An 18092-nucleotide genomic window follows, 5' to 3' on the forward strand; every position below is an offset into this window, starting at 1 on the left:
ATGACCCCCACCGCCGCGACCCCCACGAGCGCCCGCGAACGCACCGAGGTGGATGCGATCGCCGAGGCGCACCTCGACCGGTTGTGTGAACTCGATCCCCTGCTGGGCACCGAGATCGGCCACGGCGAACACGACGACGCCCTGACCGACTTCTCCGCACAGGCCTGTGCCGAACGGGCCGCGGTCGCCGCCGACACCCTGGCGGCACTCGGCCGGGCACCCGTCGTCGACGCGATCGACCGGGTGACGGTCGCGACGATGTCCGCATCGCTGCGGCGGGAACTCGCGCTCGCCGACGCCGGTGAGCACATCGGCGAATGCAACGTGATCGCGTCACCACTCCAGGCTCTGCGCGACATCTTCGACCTGATGCCCACCGACACCCGCGCCGACCGCGAGGTGTTCCTCGCCCGGCTCACCGCCATCCCGGGTGCGTTGAACCGCGCCGTCGACGGGCTGGCGCACCGCCTGCGGCACGGCCCCCCGGTTGCGCGTCGACAGGTCGCGGCCGTGGTGCGACAAGCCGATTCGGCCACCGACGCCATCACCGACAACACCGCGTCGATCGCCGCCGACCCGGCGCTCGCCGGCACCCTCGGCACCGCCCTCGACGCGGCCCGCACCGCGTTCGGCACGTTCGCCAACTACCTGGAGACCGAGGTCCTACCGGGCTCCGTCGACGACGACGCGGTGGGCCGCGAACGTTATCTGCTCCACCTGCCGTCGTATCTCGGTGCCGATGCCGATCCCGAGGACGCCTACGCCTGGGCGCTGACCCGCCTCGAGCAGATCGTCGCCGAACAGCACGAGATCGCCGAGTCGCTCCTCCCCGGACGCGGCGTCGCCGAGGCACTCGCCTGGCTGGATCGCCAACCGCAGTACCAGATTCACGACCGCCACGAATTCGTCGACTGGATGCAGGAGACCTCCGACGCCGCCGTCACCGGACTCGCCGGGCGGCACTTCGACATCCCCGCCCGCTTGTCGCGGCTCGAATGCCGGCTCGCGCCGTCGTCGACCGGGATCATCTACTACACCCAGCCGACCGCCGATCTGTCCCGGCCGGGCCGCATGTGGTGGGCGGTCCCCGACGACCAGACGGTCTTTCACACGTGGCAGGAGAAGACGACCGTCTACCACGAGGGCGTCCCCGGCCATCACCTCCAACTCGGTTCGGCCATCGTCGATCCCGACCTCAACGCCTGGCGCAAACTGGCGTCGTTCACCTCGGGCCACGGTGAGGGCTGGGCCCTCTACGCCGAGCGGCTGATGGACGAACTGGGCTGGCTGGAAGATCCGGGCGACCGGATGGGCATGCTCGACTCCCAGCGACTGCGCGCGGCGCGGGTGGTCGTCGACATCGGCGTGCACTGCCGTCTGCCCGCGCCGGAGTCTCTGGGCGGCGGGATCTGGGACGCCGACAAGGCCTGGGAGTTCCTGACCGCCTCGGTGGCCATGGACCATTCGGTGTTGCGCTTCGAACTCGACCGCTACCTCGGCTGGCCGGGCCAGGCGCCGTCGTACGCACTGGGACAACGGGTCTGGGAACAGACCCGGCACGCCGCCCTCAGCGCCCACCCGGAGTGGACGCTCAAGGACTTCCACACGCGCGCATTGGCATTGGGCGGGGTGTCGCTGGATGTGCTGGCCGACGAGATGACCGGCGCCGACGACCAGCGGGACCTCAGCCGAGGAGGCGGGTGACCTCGGCAACGACGTCGTCGAGGGAGATGCGGTGCTGCTCACCGTTGCTCAGGTCCTTGACCTCGATACGACGCTCCGCGAGTTCGTTCTCACCGAGGACCAGGGCCAGGCGGGCGCCGGAACGGTCGGCGGCCTTCATCGCACCCTTGAGGCCACGGTCGCCGTAGGCGAGGTCGACGCTGACGCCCGCGGCGCGCAAAGCGCCCGCGACACCGACCAGTTCGGCCTTGGCGTCCGCGCCGAGCGGAACGCCGAAGACCTGGCAGCGCGCCGCCTGCGTGCCGGCGACACCCTCGGCCTCGAGGGCCAGCATCGTGCGGTCGACACCGATGCCGAAGCCGATGCCCGACAGGTCCTGCTTGGCGCCGAGCTGACGCATGAGACCGTCGTAGCGGCCACCGCCGCCGATGCCCGACTGCGCGCCGAGGCCGTCGTGGACGAACTCGAAGGTGGTCTTGGTGTAGTAGTCCAGGCCGCGCACAAGTCGCGGGTTGATCTCGTAGGCGACGCCGAGGCGGTCCAGGTTGGCCAGTACGAGATCGAAGTGGGCCTTCGCCTCGTCGGACAGGTAGTCGATCAGCAGCGGCGCGTTCGCGGTCGCCGCCTTGATCTCCGGACGCTTGTCGTCGAGCACGCGCAGCGGGTTGATCTCGGCACGCTTGCGGGTCGCCTCGTCGAGGTCGAGCTTGAAGAGGAACTCCTGCAACGCCTCCCGGTAGCGGGGGCGGCTCGCGTCGTCGCCGAGCGAGGTGATCTCGAGGCGGTATCCGGACAGTCCGAGACGCTTGTAACCCTCGTCGGCGACGGCCACGACCTCGGCGTCGAGTGCGGGGTCATCGACGCCGATCGCCTCGACGCCCACCTGCTGCAGCTGACGGTAGCGACCGGTCTGCGGCTTCTCGTAGCGGAAGAACGGTCCCGCGTAACAGACCTTGACCGGCAACTGTCCGCGGTCGAGTCCGTGCTGGATGACCGCGCGCACCACACCCGCGGTGCCCTCGGGGCGCAGCGTCACCGACCGGTCACCGCGATCGTTGAAGGTGTACATCTCCTTGCTGACGACGTCGGTCGACTCGCCGACGCCGCGGGCGAACAGCGCGGTGTCCTCGAAGATCGGCAACTCGATGTGTCCGTATCCCGCACGACGCGCCGCGTCGGTGAGCGTGTCCCGCACCTTCCGGAAATCCGCCGAGTTCGGCGGGAAGTAGTCCGGGATGCCCCGGGGTGCCTGAAATGCTCCGCTCACAGTCCGTGTCGTCCCTTCGGTCGATCAGTCGCGATGGTGTCGGTTCCCGGAGCCCGCAGGTCGACCAGGAAGGGGTTGGTGGCGCGCTCCTGCGCGATGGTGGTCTGCGGTCCGTGGCCGGGCAGCACCAGGGTGTCGTCCGGCATCGGCAGCAGCTTGGCGGCGATGGAGTCGAGCAGTTGCTGATGGCTGCCGCCGGGCAGGTCGGTGCGTCCGATGGACCCGGCGAACAGCACGTCGCCGGAGAAGCAGACCGGCACGGTCGTCGGGGCGTCGGACTCCGACTCCCCCGGTACGTCCACGTCGACGGTCAGCAGGACCGAACCCTGGGTGTGGCCGGGCGCGAGGTCCACCGCGAAGTGGATGCCGGCGAGCTCGACCGGTTCACCGTCGTCGAACTCGATGACCTTCTCCGGCTCGCGGAACTCCTCGTCGCCGATCATCGCGCCGAGCGCGCGCCCGATGCCCCGGCCGGGATCGGTCAGCATCGGCCGGTCGGCGGCATGGATGTAGGCGGGGATGGAGTACTCGTCGCAGAGTTGCGTGGCGTTCCAGGTGTGGTCCAGGTGTCCGTGGGTCAACAGAACGGCCACCGGGGTGAGGTCGTTCTCGGCGAGCAGTTCACGCACGCGGGGCGCGGCGTCCTGGCCCGGGTCGATGATCACCGCATCCGACCCGGCTTCGGCCGCCACGAGGTAGCAGTTCGTCTGGAACATGCCGGCGGGGAATCCGGTGATCAGCATGGCACTCCTCGAGGGTCGCGGGTCCCTCCATTGTGTCCTAGCTGCCCACGGCGGCCGACAACCGGTTCTCCACCCGCCGTTTCCCCGTCCGCGACACCCCACTCCAACACCCGCTGAACGCTGTTCTCAGGTACAACTGGCAGACTTGCCTCTCGAGTAAGTGACATCCGCGCAGATTGTCGGCACGACTATGCCGAGATTCAGGAGGATCCACCCGCGTGACCACCAATGAGGAGCGCCGCGAGGCAGCGAAGCGGAAGCTCGAGGAACGCCTCGAAACCGAGCGCCTCGCCCGCCGGAAGCGGAAGATCGTCATCGCCTCGGTCTCGACCGCCGTCGTGGTCGCCGTCGTCGCCGGCGTGACCGCCGTCGTGGTGAAGAAGATCATGGACGACCGCGAGGCCGCACGCTGGACCAGCTGTGCGTTCGAGGACTCCCCGAGCCGGTTCGACCAGCTTCCCGACCAGGTGCCCGACAACGTGCCCGCCGATCAGCGGCCGCAGTACCAGGCCGAACTCGACGAGCTGAAGGCGGCGGCGAAGAACGAACGCAAGTCCCCCAAGCCCGATGACAAGGTCCTGAAGTCCGGTACCGAGCAGGCCACCTTCACGACCACCCAGGGTGTTCTGCCGATCACCCTGGAACGTGACGGCGCCCCCTGCAACGTCGCCGCGGTCACCTCGCTGATCGAGAACAAGTTCTACGACGACACGACCTGCCACCGCATGACCACCAGCGACAAGCTGAAGATCCTGCAGTGCGGCGACCCGACCGGCACCGGCATGAGCGGTCCCGGCTGGACCAGCCCCGACGAGCCGCCGACCGACCTGAAGAAGGTCGGACAGCCCGATCCGATGAGCGGATCGCAGCCGGTCGTCTACCCGCGCGGCACCGTGGCCATCGCCAACAGCAGCCAGGGCGGCCAGAACCCCAACACCGGGTCGAGCCAGCTGTTCATCGTCATCAACGACAGCGAGCTGGGTGCCGACTACTCCATCGTGGGCAAGGTCGACGAGCCCGGACTCGCGGTGCTGGACAAGGTCTACGAGGGCGGGATCACCCCGGGCCCGGCCGGCAGCCAGCCCGGCGACGGCAAGCCGAAGACCCCGGTGACCATCGAGACCGCAGTCATCGACTGACCAAACCCGCTGAGCCGACGGAGATCCCGTTGCGTTCCCTCCCGGTCACCGGGACCGAACGCAACGGGATTTCTGGATTCCGGGGTCCGACTACATTCCGGGGTCCGACTACGCAGCCGAGGTGACGCGGTAGACGTCGTAGACGCCCTCCACGTTGCGGACCACGTTCAGTACGTGGCCGAGGTGTTTGGGGTCGCCCATCTCGAAGGTGAACTTGCTGATGGCGACCCGGTCGCGGCTGGTGGTGACGGACGCCGACAGGATGTTCACGCGTTCGTCGGCGAGCACCTTGGTGACGTCGGACAGCAGGCGGTGACGATCGAGTGCCTCAACCTGGATCGCGACCAGGAACACCGATTCGGGGGACGGCGCCCACGACACGTCGAGGATGCGTTCGGACTGCTGCTGCAGCGAGGTCGCGTTGGTGCAGTCGGTGCGGTGCACGCTGATGCCGCCGCCGCGGGTGACGAAGCCCATGATGTCGTCGCCCGGTACGGGCGTACAGCATTTGGCGAGTTTGATCACCACGTTGTCGACGCCGTCGACGACCACGCCGGCATCCCCGCCCTGACGCGAGCGGGTCGGCATCGTCGACGGAGTGGATCGTTCGGCGAGGGCCTCCTCCGCGTCCTCGATGCCGCCGAGGGATGCGACCAGGCGGTTGACGACATGCCGTGCGGAGACGTGGTTCTCGCCCACCGCCGCGTACAGCGCGGTGACGTCGTGGTACCGCAACTCCTTGGCGATCGCCGCCATCGACTCCGCGGACAGCAAGCGCTGCAACGGGAGTCCGCCGCGACGGACCTCCTTGGCGATCGCGTCCTTACCGGCCTCGAGGGCCTCCTCGCGGCGTTCCTTGGCGAACCACTGGCGGATCTTGGCCTTGGCCCGCGGCGACACCACGAAGCCCTGCCAGTCCTTCGACGGTCCGGCGGTCGGCGCCTTGGAGGTGAACACCTCCACCACCTCACCGTTCTCGAGCTTCCGTTCCAGCGCGACCAGCCGACCGTTGACGCGGGCACCGATGCACCGGTGACCGACCTCGGTGTGGACGGCGTAGGCGAAATCGACCGGGGTCGACCCGGCGGGCAGCGTGACCACGTCGCCCTTCGGGGTGAAGACGAAGATCTCGCGGACGGCGAGGTCGTAGCGCAGCGACTCGAGGAACTCGCCAGGGTCGGCGGCCTCACGCTGCCAATCGAGGAGCTGACGCATCCACGCCATGTCGTCGATCTCGGCGGTGTCGGACTTCTTCCCCGACTTCCGGTAACCGCTCTCCTTGTAGCGCCAGTGCGCGGCGATACCGAACTCGGCGGTCCGATGCATCTCGTGCGTGCGGATCTGGACCTCGAGCGGCTTGCCCTCGGGCCCGATCACGGTGGTGTGCAACGACTGGTAGACGCCGAACCGCGGCTGCGCGATGTAGTCCTTGAAGCGTCCGGCCATCGGCTGCCACAGCGAGTGGACGACGCCGACCGCGGCGTAGCAGTCGCGGTCCTCCTCGCAGAGGATGCGCATGCCGACGAGGTCGTGGATGTCGTCGAAGTCGCGTCCCTTGACGATCATCTTCTGATAGATCGACCAGTAGTGTTTGGGCCGGCCTTCGACCGTCGCCTGGATCCGCGCCGCGGACAGCGCGTTGTTGATGTCGGCCCGCACCCGCGCCAGGTAGGTGTCGCGCGACGGGGCGCGGTCGGCGACCAGGCGCACGATCTCCTCGTACCGCTTGGGGTGCAGGATCGCGAAGGAGAGGTCCTCCAGCTCCCACTTGACCGTGGCCATACCGAGTCGATGTGCAAGCGGCGCAATGACTTCCAGTGTCTCGCGAGCCTTGCGTGCCTGCTTCTCCGGCGGGAGGAAGCGCATCGTCCGCATGTTGTGCAACCGGTCGGCGACCTTGATCACGAGGACGCGCGGGTCGCGGGCCATCGCGATGATCATCTTGCGGATCGTCTCGGCCTCGGCGGCGCTGCCCAGCGCGACCTTGTCGAGTTTGGTCACACCGTCGACGAGATGCGCGACCTCCTGACCGAAGTCGCGTTCCAGCGCTTGCAGCGAGTAACCGGTGTCCTCGACCGTGTCGTGCAGCAGCGCGGCGATCAGGGTCGTGGTGTCCATGCCGAGGTCGGCGAGGATCGTCGCGACCGCCAGCGGATGGGTGATGTAGGGGTCACCGGACTTGCGCTTCTGCCCGCTGTGGCGCTCCTCGGCGACGTCGTAGGCCCGCTGCAGCAGGGCGACGTCGGCCTTCGGATAGATCTCGCGGTGCAGGGTGACCAGCGGCTCGAGGACCGGGCGGACCTGGCTGCGGGTGGCGGTCATCCGGCGGGCGAGGCGGGCCCGCACGCGCCGTGAGGCGGACGGGGAGGTCGACGTCGAGGCGGGTGCACCCTGGACGACGCCGTCGCCGGACGCGTCGGCAGGAGTCACGGAGTGCTGAGCCGTGCCGGATTCATCGGGCATTTCCGGTCCTCCTCCGTCTGTCGTGGTCTTTTCGAGTCTAGATCCCCGACGGTCAGTCGAGCGCCACCGAGTGGACCGGTACGTCCGGGCCGAGTCCGCGGGCGATCGTGTCCCGGCCGCCGAGTCCGACGAGCTCCATGATCACCGCCACCCCGGCAACCCTCGCTCCGGTCCGGTTGAGCAGGTCCGCCGCGGCGACCGCGGTACCGCCGGTGGCCAGGACGTCGTCGACGAGCAGCACCCGCTGCCCGGTGAGGTCGAGACCGTCGGCGGGGATCTCCAGCGTCGCGGAGCCGTATTCGAGGCTGTAGGTGACCGCGTGCACCGGCGGCGGGAGCTTGCCGCCCTTGCGCACCGCGAGGACCCCGACCTCGAGTTCACGGGCGACCGCACCGCCGAGGAGGAAGCCGCGAGCGTCGATGCCGGCGACGAGGTCGATCTCGGTACAGCCGTGCGTCAGCGCGGTGACGATCGCCGACAATCCCTCCGGGTCGGCGAGGACCGGGGTGAGGTCCTTGAAGGCGATCCCGGGGCTCGGGAAGTCGTCGACGAGTCGCGTGTGCCGGGCGATCGCCGCCTGGGCACGTGTCACAGCTTCCGCGGTCCGTTCGGGTACCACGCCGCCCATCAGAACTCCCCTGCCACTTGTTCCACCGTCACTTGCTGATCGTCCATCGATCCATGTTCCATCCGGTGCCCGCGCGACTGAGTCCCGCGGCGACGCCACCCACCTGATCCTTCCACTGCCGGATACGCGGTGAGCCGAACAGTGGTATCGACGGCATCGACGACCAGCTCGCGTTCTCGATCGCGCGGGCCAGCCGGAGCCGGTCGGGCTGGGACACGGTGACCGCGAACTGATCGATCCCGCGACTGACCTGCGGGTCCCGCGTTCCGGAGAGATTGAGCGGGTCGCCACCGCGCAGCGAATAGGCGTCCCGGCTCGGGTCAGCGGCACCGGCGGCGGCGAAGGAGGCGCCGCTGGCCATGATCACCGCGTCGACGTCCTTGCCCAACGAGCTCGGCTGGACGTCCGGCGTGGCGACGTCCTCGACGACGAAGCCGGCCTCCCGGCACGACGCTGCGATGGCCGCGACCATCTGCTGCCAGCGCAGGGTCGGCGCCACGTAACCGATGCGGACGCGACGCGGCTGCAGGCTCGCGGTGGTCGTGGTCCCGTCCCCCGCGCCCTGACCGGTCGCGGCGCGCAGCAGGTTCCGCGCCCGCTCGCGGTCGGGAGTCTGATAGGCGCGGCCGAACTCGGGGTTCATCGGGCCCGCGAGGTTGTCGGCGGGTGCGAGGACGCGCAGATTCCAGACGGCGGCGCCACCGGAGAAGTCGCGGGCGAGGTCGGCGCGCGGCACGCACGAGGCGAACGCCTGGCGCATCCGGACGTCCCCGAAGACGCCTTTGCCGGAGAGCACGATCTGTTCCACACCGATCGCCCGGGCAGGTGACGCCGGTCCGTCCGGTCCGGACGTCCCGGCGAGGTCGCCTTCGACGATGCCCGCGGTCACGTCGACGATGTCGAACTTGCCGTCGGGCAGTCGGCGCGTGGAATCGGTTCCGCGTCCCCAGATCGCGATGCGCGAGGTCTCGGGCTTGTCCCCCCACCACGATTCGTTGGCGACCAGGACCAGTCCGCCGGACCGCGAGTAGCGGTCGATGCGGTACGGCCCGGACGCCGGGAAGCGGGCATGGTCGACCGGACCGAAGGTCAGGTCGAAGCCGGTGTTCCAGGCCGTCGCGATGCGGGCCAGCGCTCCGCGGTCCTTCGCCCGGATGGGGTCGACGACGTTGGCGAGCCCGGCCTCGCGGGCCACGATGTGCGCCGGGAGCAAGGTGCCCGCGCCGAACAACGACAGCCAGTCCCGGTACTCACGTCCCGGTTCGAACGTGACCGTCGCCGACTTCTCGCCCGGCGAGCATTCCACCTTCTCGATGTCGCGGTACCCGGCGGTCGTTGCCGGCGTGAACCCCGGGAAACGTCCGCTCATGGCCGCCCAGGCCAGCATCAGGTCGTCGCAGTCGAGTGCGACCTCGTCGGTGAAGGTCGCCTCGGGCGTGAACTCGTAGCGCAACGCCGGTACGCGTCCCGGGATCCGGGACACCGTGCCGACGTCGCGGTCCGGGATGACCTGCCCCTGGGGCCCGAGCAGACTGAAACCCGGCAGCAGACGACTGGTCGCCATCAGCACACCGTCGGCGTTGCCGTCGACGGTGTTCGCGTTGTAGCTGGTCACGTGGGCGTCGACCACGTAGTCGATGGTCGGCGGCCCGTCGTCGCCGCAGGCCGTCAGGACGCCGGCGCCCGTGACGATCCCGACGAGCAGGCTCAGGACCCTGATGAACTCCCGGTGCCTGACGATCACGTGGGTGAGACTAGCGGTTGCGACGGCGTTTGCCGGTCGGTACCCGTTCGGCGTCGTCCGTGTCGGACGCGCCCCGACGGCGGCGCACCGGCCGGGCGTCGGCGCCCGGCGCCACACCCGACTCGATCCCGGCGCGGCGGTTCAACACCTTGGCGGTGTGCCGGGAGACGTCCTCACGGCGTTCCTTCAGCGTCACCAGCAGCGGCGCGGCCAGGAAGATCGAGGAGTATGTGCCGACCACGACGCCGACGAGCTGGATCAGACCCAGGTCCTTCAGTGTGCCGACGCCGAGCAGCCAGACGGCCACGACCATCAGCGCGATGATCGGCAGGACCGAGATGATGGTCGTGTTGATCGACCGCATCAGCGTCTGGTTGACCGCCAGGTTCGCCTGCTCGCCATAGGTCCGGCGCGAGGTCTGCAACACCGAGCGGGTGTTCTCCTGCACCTTGTCGAACACGACGACCGTGTCGTAGAGCGAGAAGCCGAGGATGGTCAGCAGACCGATCACCGTGGCCGGTGTGACCTCCCAGCCGACCAGCGAGTAGACACCCGCGGTGGCGACGATGTCGAAGGCCAGCGACGCCATCGCCGCGATCGACATCTCCCGGTCGAACCGGACCGCGATGTAGACGAAGACGATGACGAGGAACACCGCGAGCGCGAGCGCCATCTTCTCGGTGATCTCGCGGCCCCAAGTGGAGCTGACGTCGGAGATGCTGACCTCGGAGGCCGTCAGTGCGGGACCGAACTCCTCGGTGAGCGCTCGGGTCACCGCCTCGGCCTGGGCGAGGTCGAGGGTCTCGGTGCGCACCTGCACGGTGGCGCTGTTGCCGGCACCGGCGGTCTGGACCGACTCGGGCTCCTCGCCGAGGGCCTCGGTGACGACCTTCTCGACCGAGTCGGCGGTGATCTCCGACGAGGCGACCGGCACCGACATCTGGGTGCCGCCCTCGAAGTCGATCCCGAAGGTGAAGCCCCGGATCGCGATCGACGCCAGGCAAATCAGCATGATCACCGCGGCGACGATGTACCACGTCTTGCGCTTGCCGACGATCTCGAAGGCGCCGGTACCGGTGTAGAGCCGGGCGAAGAAGCCGCGCTTGTTGTCGGAGACGAAGTCCGCGTCGGTACCGGTCGACGGTGACGGCGGTTCGACGACCGCGGTCTGGCCGGCCTCCCTCGAGTCCTTGTTCGGGTTGTCCGGACGGGTCATCGCACAATCCCCTTCTCGCTGGTGGACGCGTCGGCGGGGGTCGCTTCGGCGTCGGCGGCCTCGGCTTGGCGGCGGGCCGCGACCTTGCGCTCGCGGGCCACCTCGCTGACCGCGCCGAGACCGTTGACGCTCGGCTTCGACAGGAACGACGATCTACTCGCGTAGACCACCAGCGGATGGGTCACCAGGAAGACGACCATGACGTCGAGGATCGTGGTGAGTCCCAGGGTGAACGCGAAGCCGCGCACCTCACCGATCGCGAGGATGTAGATCACCGCGGCGGCGATGAAGCTGACCGCGTTACCCGACCAGATCGTGCGGCGGGCACTCGCCCAACCGCGTGGCACCGCCGAGCGGAAACTCCGGCCCTCACGCATCTCGTCCTTGATGCGTTCGAAGTAGACGACGAACGAGTCCGCGGTCATACCGATACCGATGATCAGACCGGCGATGCCCGCGAGGTCGAGGGTGAACCCGATCCAGCGGCCGAGCAGGACGATGATGCCGTAGACCATCGCGCCGGCGAGGACCAGCGACAGCATCGTGAGGATGCCGAGCATCCGGTAGTAGGCCAGCGCGTAGATCAACACCGCCACGAGGCCGATGGCGCCGGCGAGCAGACCCGCCTTGAGCGACGAGAGACCCAGTGTCGCCGAGACGGTTTCGGCGTCGGAGGCGTTGAACGACAGTGGCAGCGAGCCGTACTTCAGCACGTTGGCGAGCTCGTTCGACGATTTCTCGGTGAACGGATCGGCGCTGCTGCCGCTGATGCGCGTCTGGCCGCCCGGGATGGGCTCGTTGATGGCGGGTGCGGAGACGACGGCCGAGTCGAGGGTGAACGCGGTCTGCGTGCGGTTCGGCGCTTCCTGAGCGGTGTACTTCGGCCAGAAGTCCGCGGCCTTGCCCTTGAACTCGAGGGTGACGACCCATTCACCGGTCTGCGGATCGGTGCCCGCGGACGCGTCCTTGATGTCGCGGCCGTCGATGATCTGCGGACCGAGGAGGTAGACCTCCTTGCCGTCGGTGGAACACGCCACCAGGTACTGGTCGGGCAGGTCGTTGCCGCGAAGCGGGTCGTTGGCGGTCGGCGAGCAGTCCATCTTCGCCATCTGCTCCTGCAGTGGGACCAGCTGCTCTTGCTTGGCGTCACCGGGAGCCTGACGGATCTTGCGCTGTTCGGCGATTGCCGCCGCGGCCACCTCGGTGGGCATCCCGTCGGCCTGGTCCTCGTCCTGGCCCTCCGGCTTCGGCGGCTGCGGCGTCGCCGCCGTGGCACCGACGACCGGCCGCACGTACAGACGCGCGGTCTGGCTCAGCGACTTGGCCTGCGCGCCGTCCTCACCGGGCACCGTGATCACGAGGTTGTTGCCGGTGACGACGACCTCGGATCCGGAGACACCGAGACCGTTCACACGCTGCTCGATGATCTGCTTGGCCTGATCGAGCTGCTGGCGGGTCGGCTCCTTCCCGTCCTCGGTGCGCGCGGTCAGCGTCACCCGGGTTCCGCCCTGCAGGTCGATGCCCAGTTTGGGCTCGAGCGTCTTGGGGCCGGTGAAGTAGATCAACCCGTACACGACCGCGAGCAGAGCGAGGAAGGCCACGAGCGGACGCCACGGCGGGATCTCTCGACTCGGTCGCGACCGCTTGCCGGCGGACTTGGCCGCCTTCGCGGTCGAACGAGGACTTGTCACAGCTGTTCAGGTCTCCTTTGGGAACGTCAACCGGCCGAGGGCGCTCGGACCGCATGACCCACCGACTCCGAAAGGTCTACGCGCACACGCTGTTCACCACAGCGGGGCACGCAGACCTCGGCAAGACAGGCGATGCGCGGGAGGTGGGCAGGAGGCGCCACGCCGGTCGACGGCGCGGCGCTGCTCCGGGATTACTTGTCGGTGTCGCGCGCGTCGTCGGACGACGGCTTGTCGAGGCTGACCGAATCCGAGTCGTCGGCGTAGTCGCTGTAGTCGGCCTCCGGCTCGGTGTGGCCCGGGTAGGTCGCGGCGGCCTCGTCGGTGGGGATGACGCGCATGATCGCGAGACGGTTCCAGCGGGTGACCACACCGGTGGCGATCTCCACGTCGACGAAGTCGGACGACGCCGCGTCGATGACGGTGCCGAACAGGCCCGAGGTCAGCTGGATACGGGTACCCGTCGACACCGAGGCCTGCATCTCCTGCATCTCGGTCGCGCGCTTCTTCTGCTTCCGCATCGACAAGAACATGAAGCCGGCGAGCAGTGCCAGCAAGAGGGGGAAGAGCAGAGTGTCCATGGGTGAGAGTCAGTCCTTTGTGTTTCGGGTTGTACCGCGTGCACCACCACCCCGCGCCGATCGGCGCGAGGCGTCCGATGGCCACGCTGTGCTCCACACAGTGTGCCACGTCCTCCTGTGAAGGCATCCCCGCAGGTGGTGCCCCGCGTCACACTGGGTTCCGGCTCGGGTCGGGTCAGAGTTCGTCGAACAGGGACTCGCCGCCGATCTCGCGGGGACGGGCGCCGAAGGAGGCGTTCATCGCGCCGGCGGGCGGTGTCAGGCCCAGGTGATGCCAGGCCGCCGCGGTGGCGACGCGTCCCCGTGGGGTGCGGGCGATCATCCCGGCCCGGACCAGGAACGGTTCGCAGACCTCTTCGACGGTCGCGGGCTCCTCGCCCACCGCCACGGCCAGCGTCGACACCCCGACCGGTCCCCCGCCGAAGGCCCGGATCAGGGCGTCGAGGACGGCGCGGTCGAGTCGGTCGAAGCCGAGTTCGTCGACGTCGTAGACCTTCAGGGCGGCACGGGCGACGTCGACGGTGATCGAGCCGTCGCCCCGGACCTCGGCGTAGTCGCGGACCCGGCGGAGCAGGCGATTGGCGATTCGCGGCGTGCCGCGCGAGCGGCGTGCGATCTCCGCGGAGGCGTCCGGCCCCAGTTCGATGCCGAGGATGCCGGCGGAGCGGTTGAGGACCCGGACGAGTTCGGCGGGCTCGTAGAACTCCATGTGCGCGGTGAACCCGAAGCGGTCGCGCAGCGGGCCGGTCAGCGACCCGGACCGGGTGGTGGCCCCGACCAGGGTGAACGGGGCGACGTCCAGGGGGATGGAGGTTGCTCCGGGCCCCTTGCCGACGACGACGTCGACTCGGAAGTCCTCCATCGCGAGATACAGCATCTCCTCGGCAGGCCGGGCGATGCGGTGTATCTCGTCGATGAACAGGACGTCGCCCTCGACGAGGTTGGAGAGCATGGCCGCCAGGTCACCGGCGCGTTCGAGCGCCGGCCCGGAGGTCACGCGGATCGCGGCGCCCATCTCCGAGGCGATGATCATGGCCAGCGACGTCTTGCCGAGTCCCGGAGGACCGGACAGCAGGATGTGGTCGGGGGTGCCGCCGCGCCCCTTGGCGCCGTGCAGGACGAGTTCGAGCTGTTCGCGGACGCGCGGCTGGCCGATGAAGTCGGCCAGGGACCGGGGCCGCAGACCGGCGTCGAGGTCGCCGTCGGAACGGACCGGCGTGGCGTTGACCTCGCGATCCTCGAGGTCGTCGGGATCGCCGGTCATCACGAGGCCTTGCCCAGCATCGCCAGCGAGCGACGGAGCACGGTCGATGCGTCGGCGTCGGGGTTCTCGGCGAGGATCGCGGTGACTGCCTTTTCGGCCGGCGCGGCGGTGAAGCCGAGCCCGACGAGCGCTTCGGCGACCTGTTCGCGGATCCCGCCGGCGGGGACGGTGCCGGTGGCCGTGTCACCCGACGGACGGTCCACCTTGTCCCGCAGTTCGACGCAGAGTCGTTCGGCGACACGCTTGCCGATGCCGGGCACCGAGGTCAGCGCTTTGGTGTCGGAGTCGGCCAGGGCGCGTCGCAACGACTCCGGTTCGAGGACCGCCAGGGTCGCCATCGCGAGCCGCGGGCCGACGCCGGTGACGGTCTGCAGCAGAGCGAACAGCGCGCGGGCGTCGGGTTCGGTGAACCCGTACAGCGTCATCGAGTCCTCGCGGACGATCATCGAGGTCAACAGCGTCGCCTCGTCGCCGCGACGCAACCGCGACAGCGTGGCCGGCGTTGCGAGTACGCGGTAACCGACTCCCGCACAGTCGATCACGGCGTGGTCGAGGGCGATCTCCAGAACCGGACCGCGGACTGACGCGATCATGCGCGACTCCCCTCTCGTGCCTGGGCGAGCCGCTGACGATGCTTCGCGGCGGCCGCGTCGGCCTGTTTCTGCGCGGCTGCCATCCGCTCCATCATGGGTCCGCGCCAGCAGTGACAGATCGCGAGCGCGAGCGCGTCTGCGGCGTCGGCCGGCTTCGGCTTGGTCTGCATGCCGAGAATTCGCGTCACCATCGCGGTCACCTGTGCCTTGTCGGCACGACCGCTGCCGGTGACTGCGGCCTTGACCTCCGACGGCGTGTGGAAACGGACCGGGACGCCACGCTGACTCGCGGCCAGCGCGATGACGCCGCCCGCCTGCGCGGTGCCCATCGCGGTCGACACCTGGTTCTGCGCGAACACGCGCTCGATGGCCACCACGTCGGGCTGGTGGACGTCGAGCCAGTGGCACGCCGAGGTGTAGATCGCGAGCAGCCGCTCGGCCAGGTCCATGTCGCTCGGGGTCCGCACCACGTCCACGTCGAGTGCGGTCACCGACCTCCCGCGACCCGACTCCACCAGCGCGATACCGCACCGCGTGAGTCCGGGATCGACGCCCATGACGCGCACTCGTACCCTCCCAGGCATCCGAACGATGTTACGAACAATTGTTCGAGATTCTATCGGGGCGGGCGGACAACTCCGTTGATCAACACGCCCTCAGGAGGGCGGTCGGCGATCAGTCGTTCTCGAGCTCGGCAAGGACCTCGTCGCTGATGTCGACGTTGCTGTAGACGTTCTGCACATCGTCGGAGTCCTCGAGCGCGTCGATCAGCTTGAACACCTTGCGCGCACCGTCGGCGTCGACGGCGACCTCCACCGATGCCCGGAAGCTCGCCTCGGCGGAGTCGTAGTCGATACCGGCGTCCTGCAGGGCGGTGCGCACCGCGACGAGGTCGGTGGGTTCGCTGATGATCTCGAAGGTGTCGCCGAGGTCGGTGACCTCTTCGGCACCGGCGTCGAGCACGGCCATCAGGATGTCGTCCTCGGACTGGCCGTTCTTCTCGAGGGTGACGACGCCCTTGCGGGTGAACAGGTACGAGACCGAGCCCGGGTCGGCCATGTTGCCGCCGTTGCGGGTCATCGCGGTGCGGACCTCACCGGCCGCGCGGTTGCGGTTGTCGGTGAGGCACTCGATCAGGATCGCCACGCCGTTGGGGCCGTAGCCCTCGTACATGATGGTCTGCCAGTCGGCGCCGCCCGCCTCTTCACCACCGCCTCGCTTGCGGGCACGTTCGATGTTGTCGTTGGGCACCGACGATTTCTTCGCCTTCTGGATGGCGTCGAAGAGGGTCGGGTTGCCGGCCGGGTCACCACCGCCGGTCCGGGCAGCCACCTCGATGTTCTTGATCAGCTTGGCGAACATCTTGCCGCGCTTGGCGTCGATGACCGCCTTCTTGTGCTTGGTGGTGGCCCATTTGGAATGGCCGCTCATGTCGTCGCATCCTTTCCCGGTGCCGGTGCGCGGCGGGTGGGTGCCCGCGGCACGCATGCCGGGCCGGTGGCCCCGCATCCGGCGATCCTCAAGCCTGCCGACTGCTGCCGCAGGCGCTTGCACTGTCGCTGGTTCGGCACGATCTTACCGACGCACCATCTCCACGAAGTATTCATGTACGCGTCGGTCTCCGGTGACCTCCGGATGGAACGACGTCGCGAGCACAGTTCCCTGGCGCACCGCGACGATCCGCCCCTCGGCCGGCCCCTCCGGGACCCGAGCCAGAACCTCGACGTCGGGTGACACCGATTCCACCCAGGGAGCCCGGATGAAAACCGCCCGCATCGGCTGCGCACCGGCCCGATCGGTGATGCCGGCGAAGTCGAGATCGGTCTCGAAACTCTCCACCTGACGGCCGAATGCGTTGCGCCGCACCGTGATGTCGAGCGCATCGAGGTGGCGCGCGTCGGGACGGGTGTCGAGAATCGTGGAGGCGAGCATGATCATGCCCGCGCAGGACCCGTAGGCGGGCAACCCGTCGGAGAGCCGCTCGACGAGCGGGTCGAACAGGTCGAAGATGCCGAGCAACTTGCTCATCGTCGTCGACTCCCCGCCGGGGATGACGATGCCGTCGATCTCGTCGAGCTCGGCCTGCCTGCGGATGGGCAGCGCGTCGGCGCCACTGGCCTCGAGGGCGTGGACGTGTTCGCGCACGTCACCCTGGAGTGCGAGAACCCCGATCCGCGGTCGCGATCCGGCGCTCACCGATCGGTCCGGGCGTGCTGGTCCTCGGGCATCTGGCGTCCGGTACGGGCGAGCCCCTCCTGCGTGACCGCCGCGACCATGCGTCCCTTCCGGTCGAAGATGCGACCCTGCGTCAGGGCACGCCCGCCGTCCGCGGACGGCGACGTCTGGTCGTAGAGCAGCCAGTCGTCGGCGCGGAACGGGCGCATGAACCACATCGCGTGGTCGAGGGAGGCGACCTGGGGATTGGACTCGGGGTGCGGCACGCGCGACGACCCGAGCAGCGTCATGTCGCTCATGTAGGCCAGCGTCCCCACGTGGAACACCGTGTCGTCCGGCAGCGGGTGGCGGTAGCGGAACCAGACCCGTTGCTGCGCAGCGAGATACGGAGAGGTGACCATCTTCTCCGGCGGCACGATGCGGAGATCGAAGTTGCGCCATTCCTTGAACACCGCGCGCTCTTCCTCGCCGAGTTCGTCGAGGCGGTCGGTGAGTTCCTCGGGATCCGGCACCGGCGGCATGCGGTCCTGGTGCTCGTAGCCTTGATCGGTCCGGACGTGGAAGGAGGCCGACATCGTGAAGATCGCCTCGCCCCGCTGGATGCCGGTGACCCGCCGGGTGACGAACGACCGCCCGTCGCGGATCCGGTCGACGAGGAACACCGCCGGGATGTCGGGATCGCCGGGCCGCAGGAAGTATCCGTGGAGGGAGTGGACGTAGTGGTCGGCGTCGACGGTCCGCGTCGCCGCCATCAGCGCCTGGCCGGCGACCTGTCCGCCGAAGGTGCGCTGGAGGTGGCTGGGGATCGCACCACCCCGGTAGATGTCGGTCTCGATCTGCTCGACCTGCAGTATGTCCTCGATGGCTGCCACGCAGACCAGTATCCCGCACGAGGCGACCGAACCCGA

At 68.9% G+C, this 18092-nt stretch carries 16 protein-coding genes; 2 read left to right on the top strand and 14 right to left on the bottom strand.

Annotation, left to right across the window (positions count from 1 at the left end):
• On the top strand, positions 1 to 1704 hold the full coding sequence (locus RVF83_RS19460; RefSeq protein WP_005197151.1) for a DUF885 domain-containing protein: 1704 nt from the start codon (positions 1 to 3) through the stop codon (positions 1702 to 1704).
• Here the strand turns inward: RVF83_RS19460 and hisS are convergent.
• Positions 1685 to 2950, bottom strand: a complete 1266-nt coding sequence (hisS, locus tag RVF83_RS19465) for a histidine--tRNA ligase (RefSeq protein WP_005197161.1) — start codon at positions 2948 to 2950, stop codon at positions 1685 to 1687. The genes RVF83_RS19460 and hisS overlap by 20 nt on opposite strands.
• Complete coding sequence (locus tag RVF83_RS19470; RefSeq protein ID WP_005197162.1) at positions 2947 to 3693, bottom strand: MBL fold metallo-hydrolase; 747 nt, start codon at positions 3691 to 3693, stop codon at positions 2947 to 2949. The genes hisS and RVF83_RS19470 overlap by 4 nt, the downstream gene beginning before the upstream one ends.
• 218 nt (positions 3694 to 3911) lie before the next feature.
• On the opposite strand from RVF83_RS19470, the gene RVF83_RS19475 reads away from it, so the two are divergent.
• Positions 3912 to 4832: a peptidylprolyl isomerase gene (locus RVF83_RS19475; protein ID WP_005197164.1), complete on the top strand. Its 921-nt coding sequence runs from the start codon at positions 3912 to 3914 to the stop codon at positions 4830 to 4832.
• A gap of 108 nt (positions 4833 to 4940) precedes the next feature.
• On the opposite strand, the gene RVF83_RS19480 is transcribed toward RVF83_RS19475, so the two are convergent.
• From RVF83_RS19480 to RVF83_RS19535, 12 genes are all read right to left on the bottom strand, one after another.
• On the bottom strand, positions 4941 to 7295 hold the full coding sequence (locus RVF83_RS19480) for a RelA/SpoT family protein (protein WP_005197165.1): 2355 nt from the start codon (positions 7293 to 7295) through the stop codon (positions 4941 to 4943).
• A 52-nt stretch (positions 7296 to 7347) separates the two neighbouring features.
• Complete coding sequence (locus tag RVF83_RS19485) at positions 7348 to 7923, bottom strand: adenine phosphoribosyltransferase (RefSeq protein ID WP_005197166.1); 576 nt, start codon at positions 7921 to 7923, stop codon at positions 7348 to 7350.
• A gap of 28 nt (positions 7924 to 7951) precedes the next feature.
• On the bottom strand, positions 7952 to 9667 hold the full coding sequence (locus tag RVF83_RS19490; protein WP_005197168.1) for an ABC transporter substrate-binding protein: 1716 nt from the start codon (positions 9665 to 9667) through the stop codon (positions 7952 to 7954).
• Between the two features lie 10 nt (positions 9668 to 9677).
• Positions 9678 to 10883, bottom strand: coding sequence for a protein translocase subunit SecF (gene secF / locus RVF83_RS19495; RefSeq protein WP_005197170.1), 1206 nt, complete (start codon positions 10881 to 10883; stop codon positions 9678 to 9680).
• Complete coding sequence (gene secD, locus RVF83_RS19500) at positions 10880 to 12574, bottom strand: protein translocase subunit SecD (protein ID WP_005197171.1); 1695 nt, start codon at positions 12572 to 12574, stop codon at positions 10880 to 10882. The genes secF and secD overlap by 4 nt, the downstream gene beginning before the upstream one ends.
• 191 nt (positions 12575 to 12765) lie before the next feature.
• Positions 12766 to 13152, bottom strand: a complete 387-nt coding sequence (gene yajC, locus RVF83_RS19505; protein ID WP_005197173.1) for a preprotein translocase subunit YajC — start codon at positions 13150 to 13152, stop codon at positions 12766 to 12768.
• A 175-nt stretch (positions 13153 to 13327) separates the two neighbouring features.
• Positions 13328 to 14416, bottom strand: a complete 1089-nt coding sequence (gene ruvB / locus RVF83_RS19510; RefSeq protein ID WP_005197175.1) for a Holliday junction branch migration DNA helicase RuvB — start codon at positions 14414 to 14416, stop codon at positions 13328 to 13330.
• On the bottom strand, positions 14416 to 15009 hold the full coding sequence (gene ruvA, locus RVF83_RS19515; protein ID WP_005197177.1) for a Holliday junction branch migration protein RuvA: 594 nt from the start codon (positions 15007 to 15009) through the stop codon (positions 14416 to 14418). Before ruvA ends, ruvB begins: the two co-directional genes overlap by 1 nt.
• Entirely contained in the window at positions 15006 to 15575 is a 570-nt protein-coding gene (gene ruvC / locus RVF83_RS19520; protein ID WP_039880249.1) for a crossover junction endodeoxyribonuclease RuvC, read from the bottom strand. The genes ruvA and ruvC overlap by 4 nt, the downstream gene beginning before the upstream one ends.
• A gap of 109 nt (positions 15576 to 15684) precedes the next feature.
• Positions 15685 to 16440 (bottom strand): YebC/PmpR family DNA-binding transcriptional regulator, encoded by a 756-nt coding sequence (locus RVF83_RS19525; RefSeq protein WP_039880264.1) that lies wholly within the window; start codon positions 16438 to 16440, stop codon positions 15685 to 15687.
• Between the two features lie 144 nt (positions 16441 to 16584).
• Positions 16585 to 17205, bottom strand: coding sequence for a pyridoxal 5'-phosphate synthase glutaminase subunit PdxT (pdxT, locus tag RVF83_RS19530; protein ID WP_005197183.1), 621 nt, complete (start codon positions 17203 to 17205; stop codon positions 16585 to 16587).
• Positions 17202 to 18056 carry an acyl-CoA thioesterase gene (locus RVF83_RS19535; protein WP_005197184.1) on the bottom strand — a complete coding sequence of 285 codons (855 nt, stop codon included), beginning with the start codon at positions 18054 to 18056 and terminating at the stop codon, positions 17202 to 17204. The genes pdxT and RVF83_RS19535 overlap by 4 nt, the downstream gene beginning before the upstream one ends.
• Positions 18057 to 18092: the final 36 nt, after the last annotated feature.

Origin of the sequence: Gordonia rubripertincta, from assembly GCF_038024875.1 — a bacterium.
Taxonomy (GTDB): Bacteria; Actinomycetota; Actinomycetes; order Mycobacteriales; family Mycobacteriaceae; genus Gordonia; species Gordonia rubripertincta.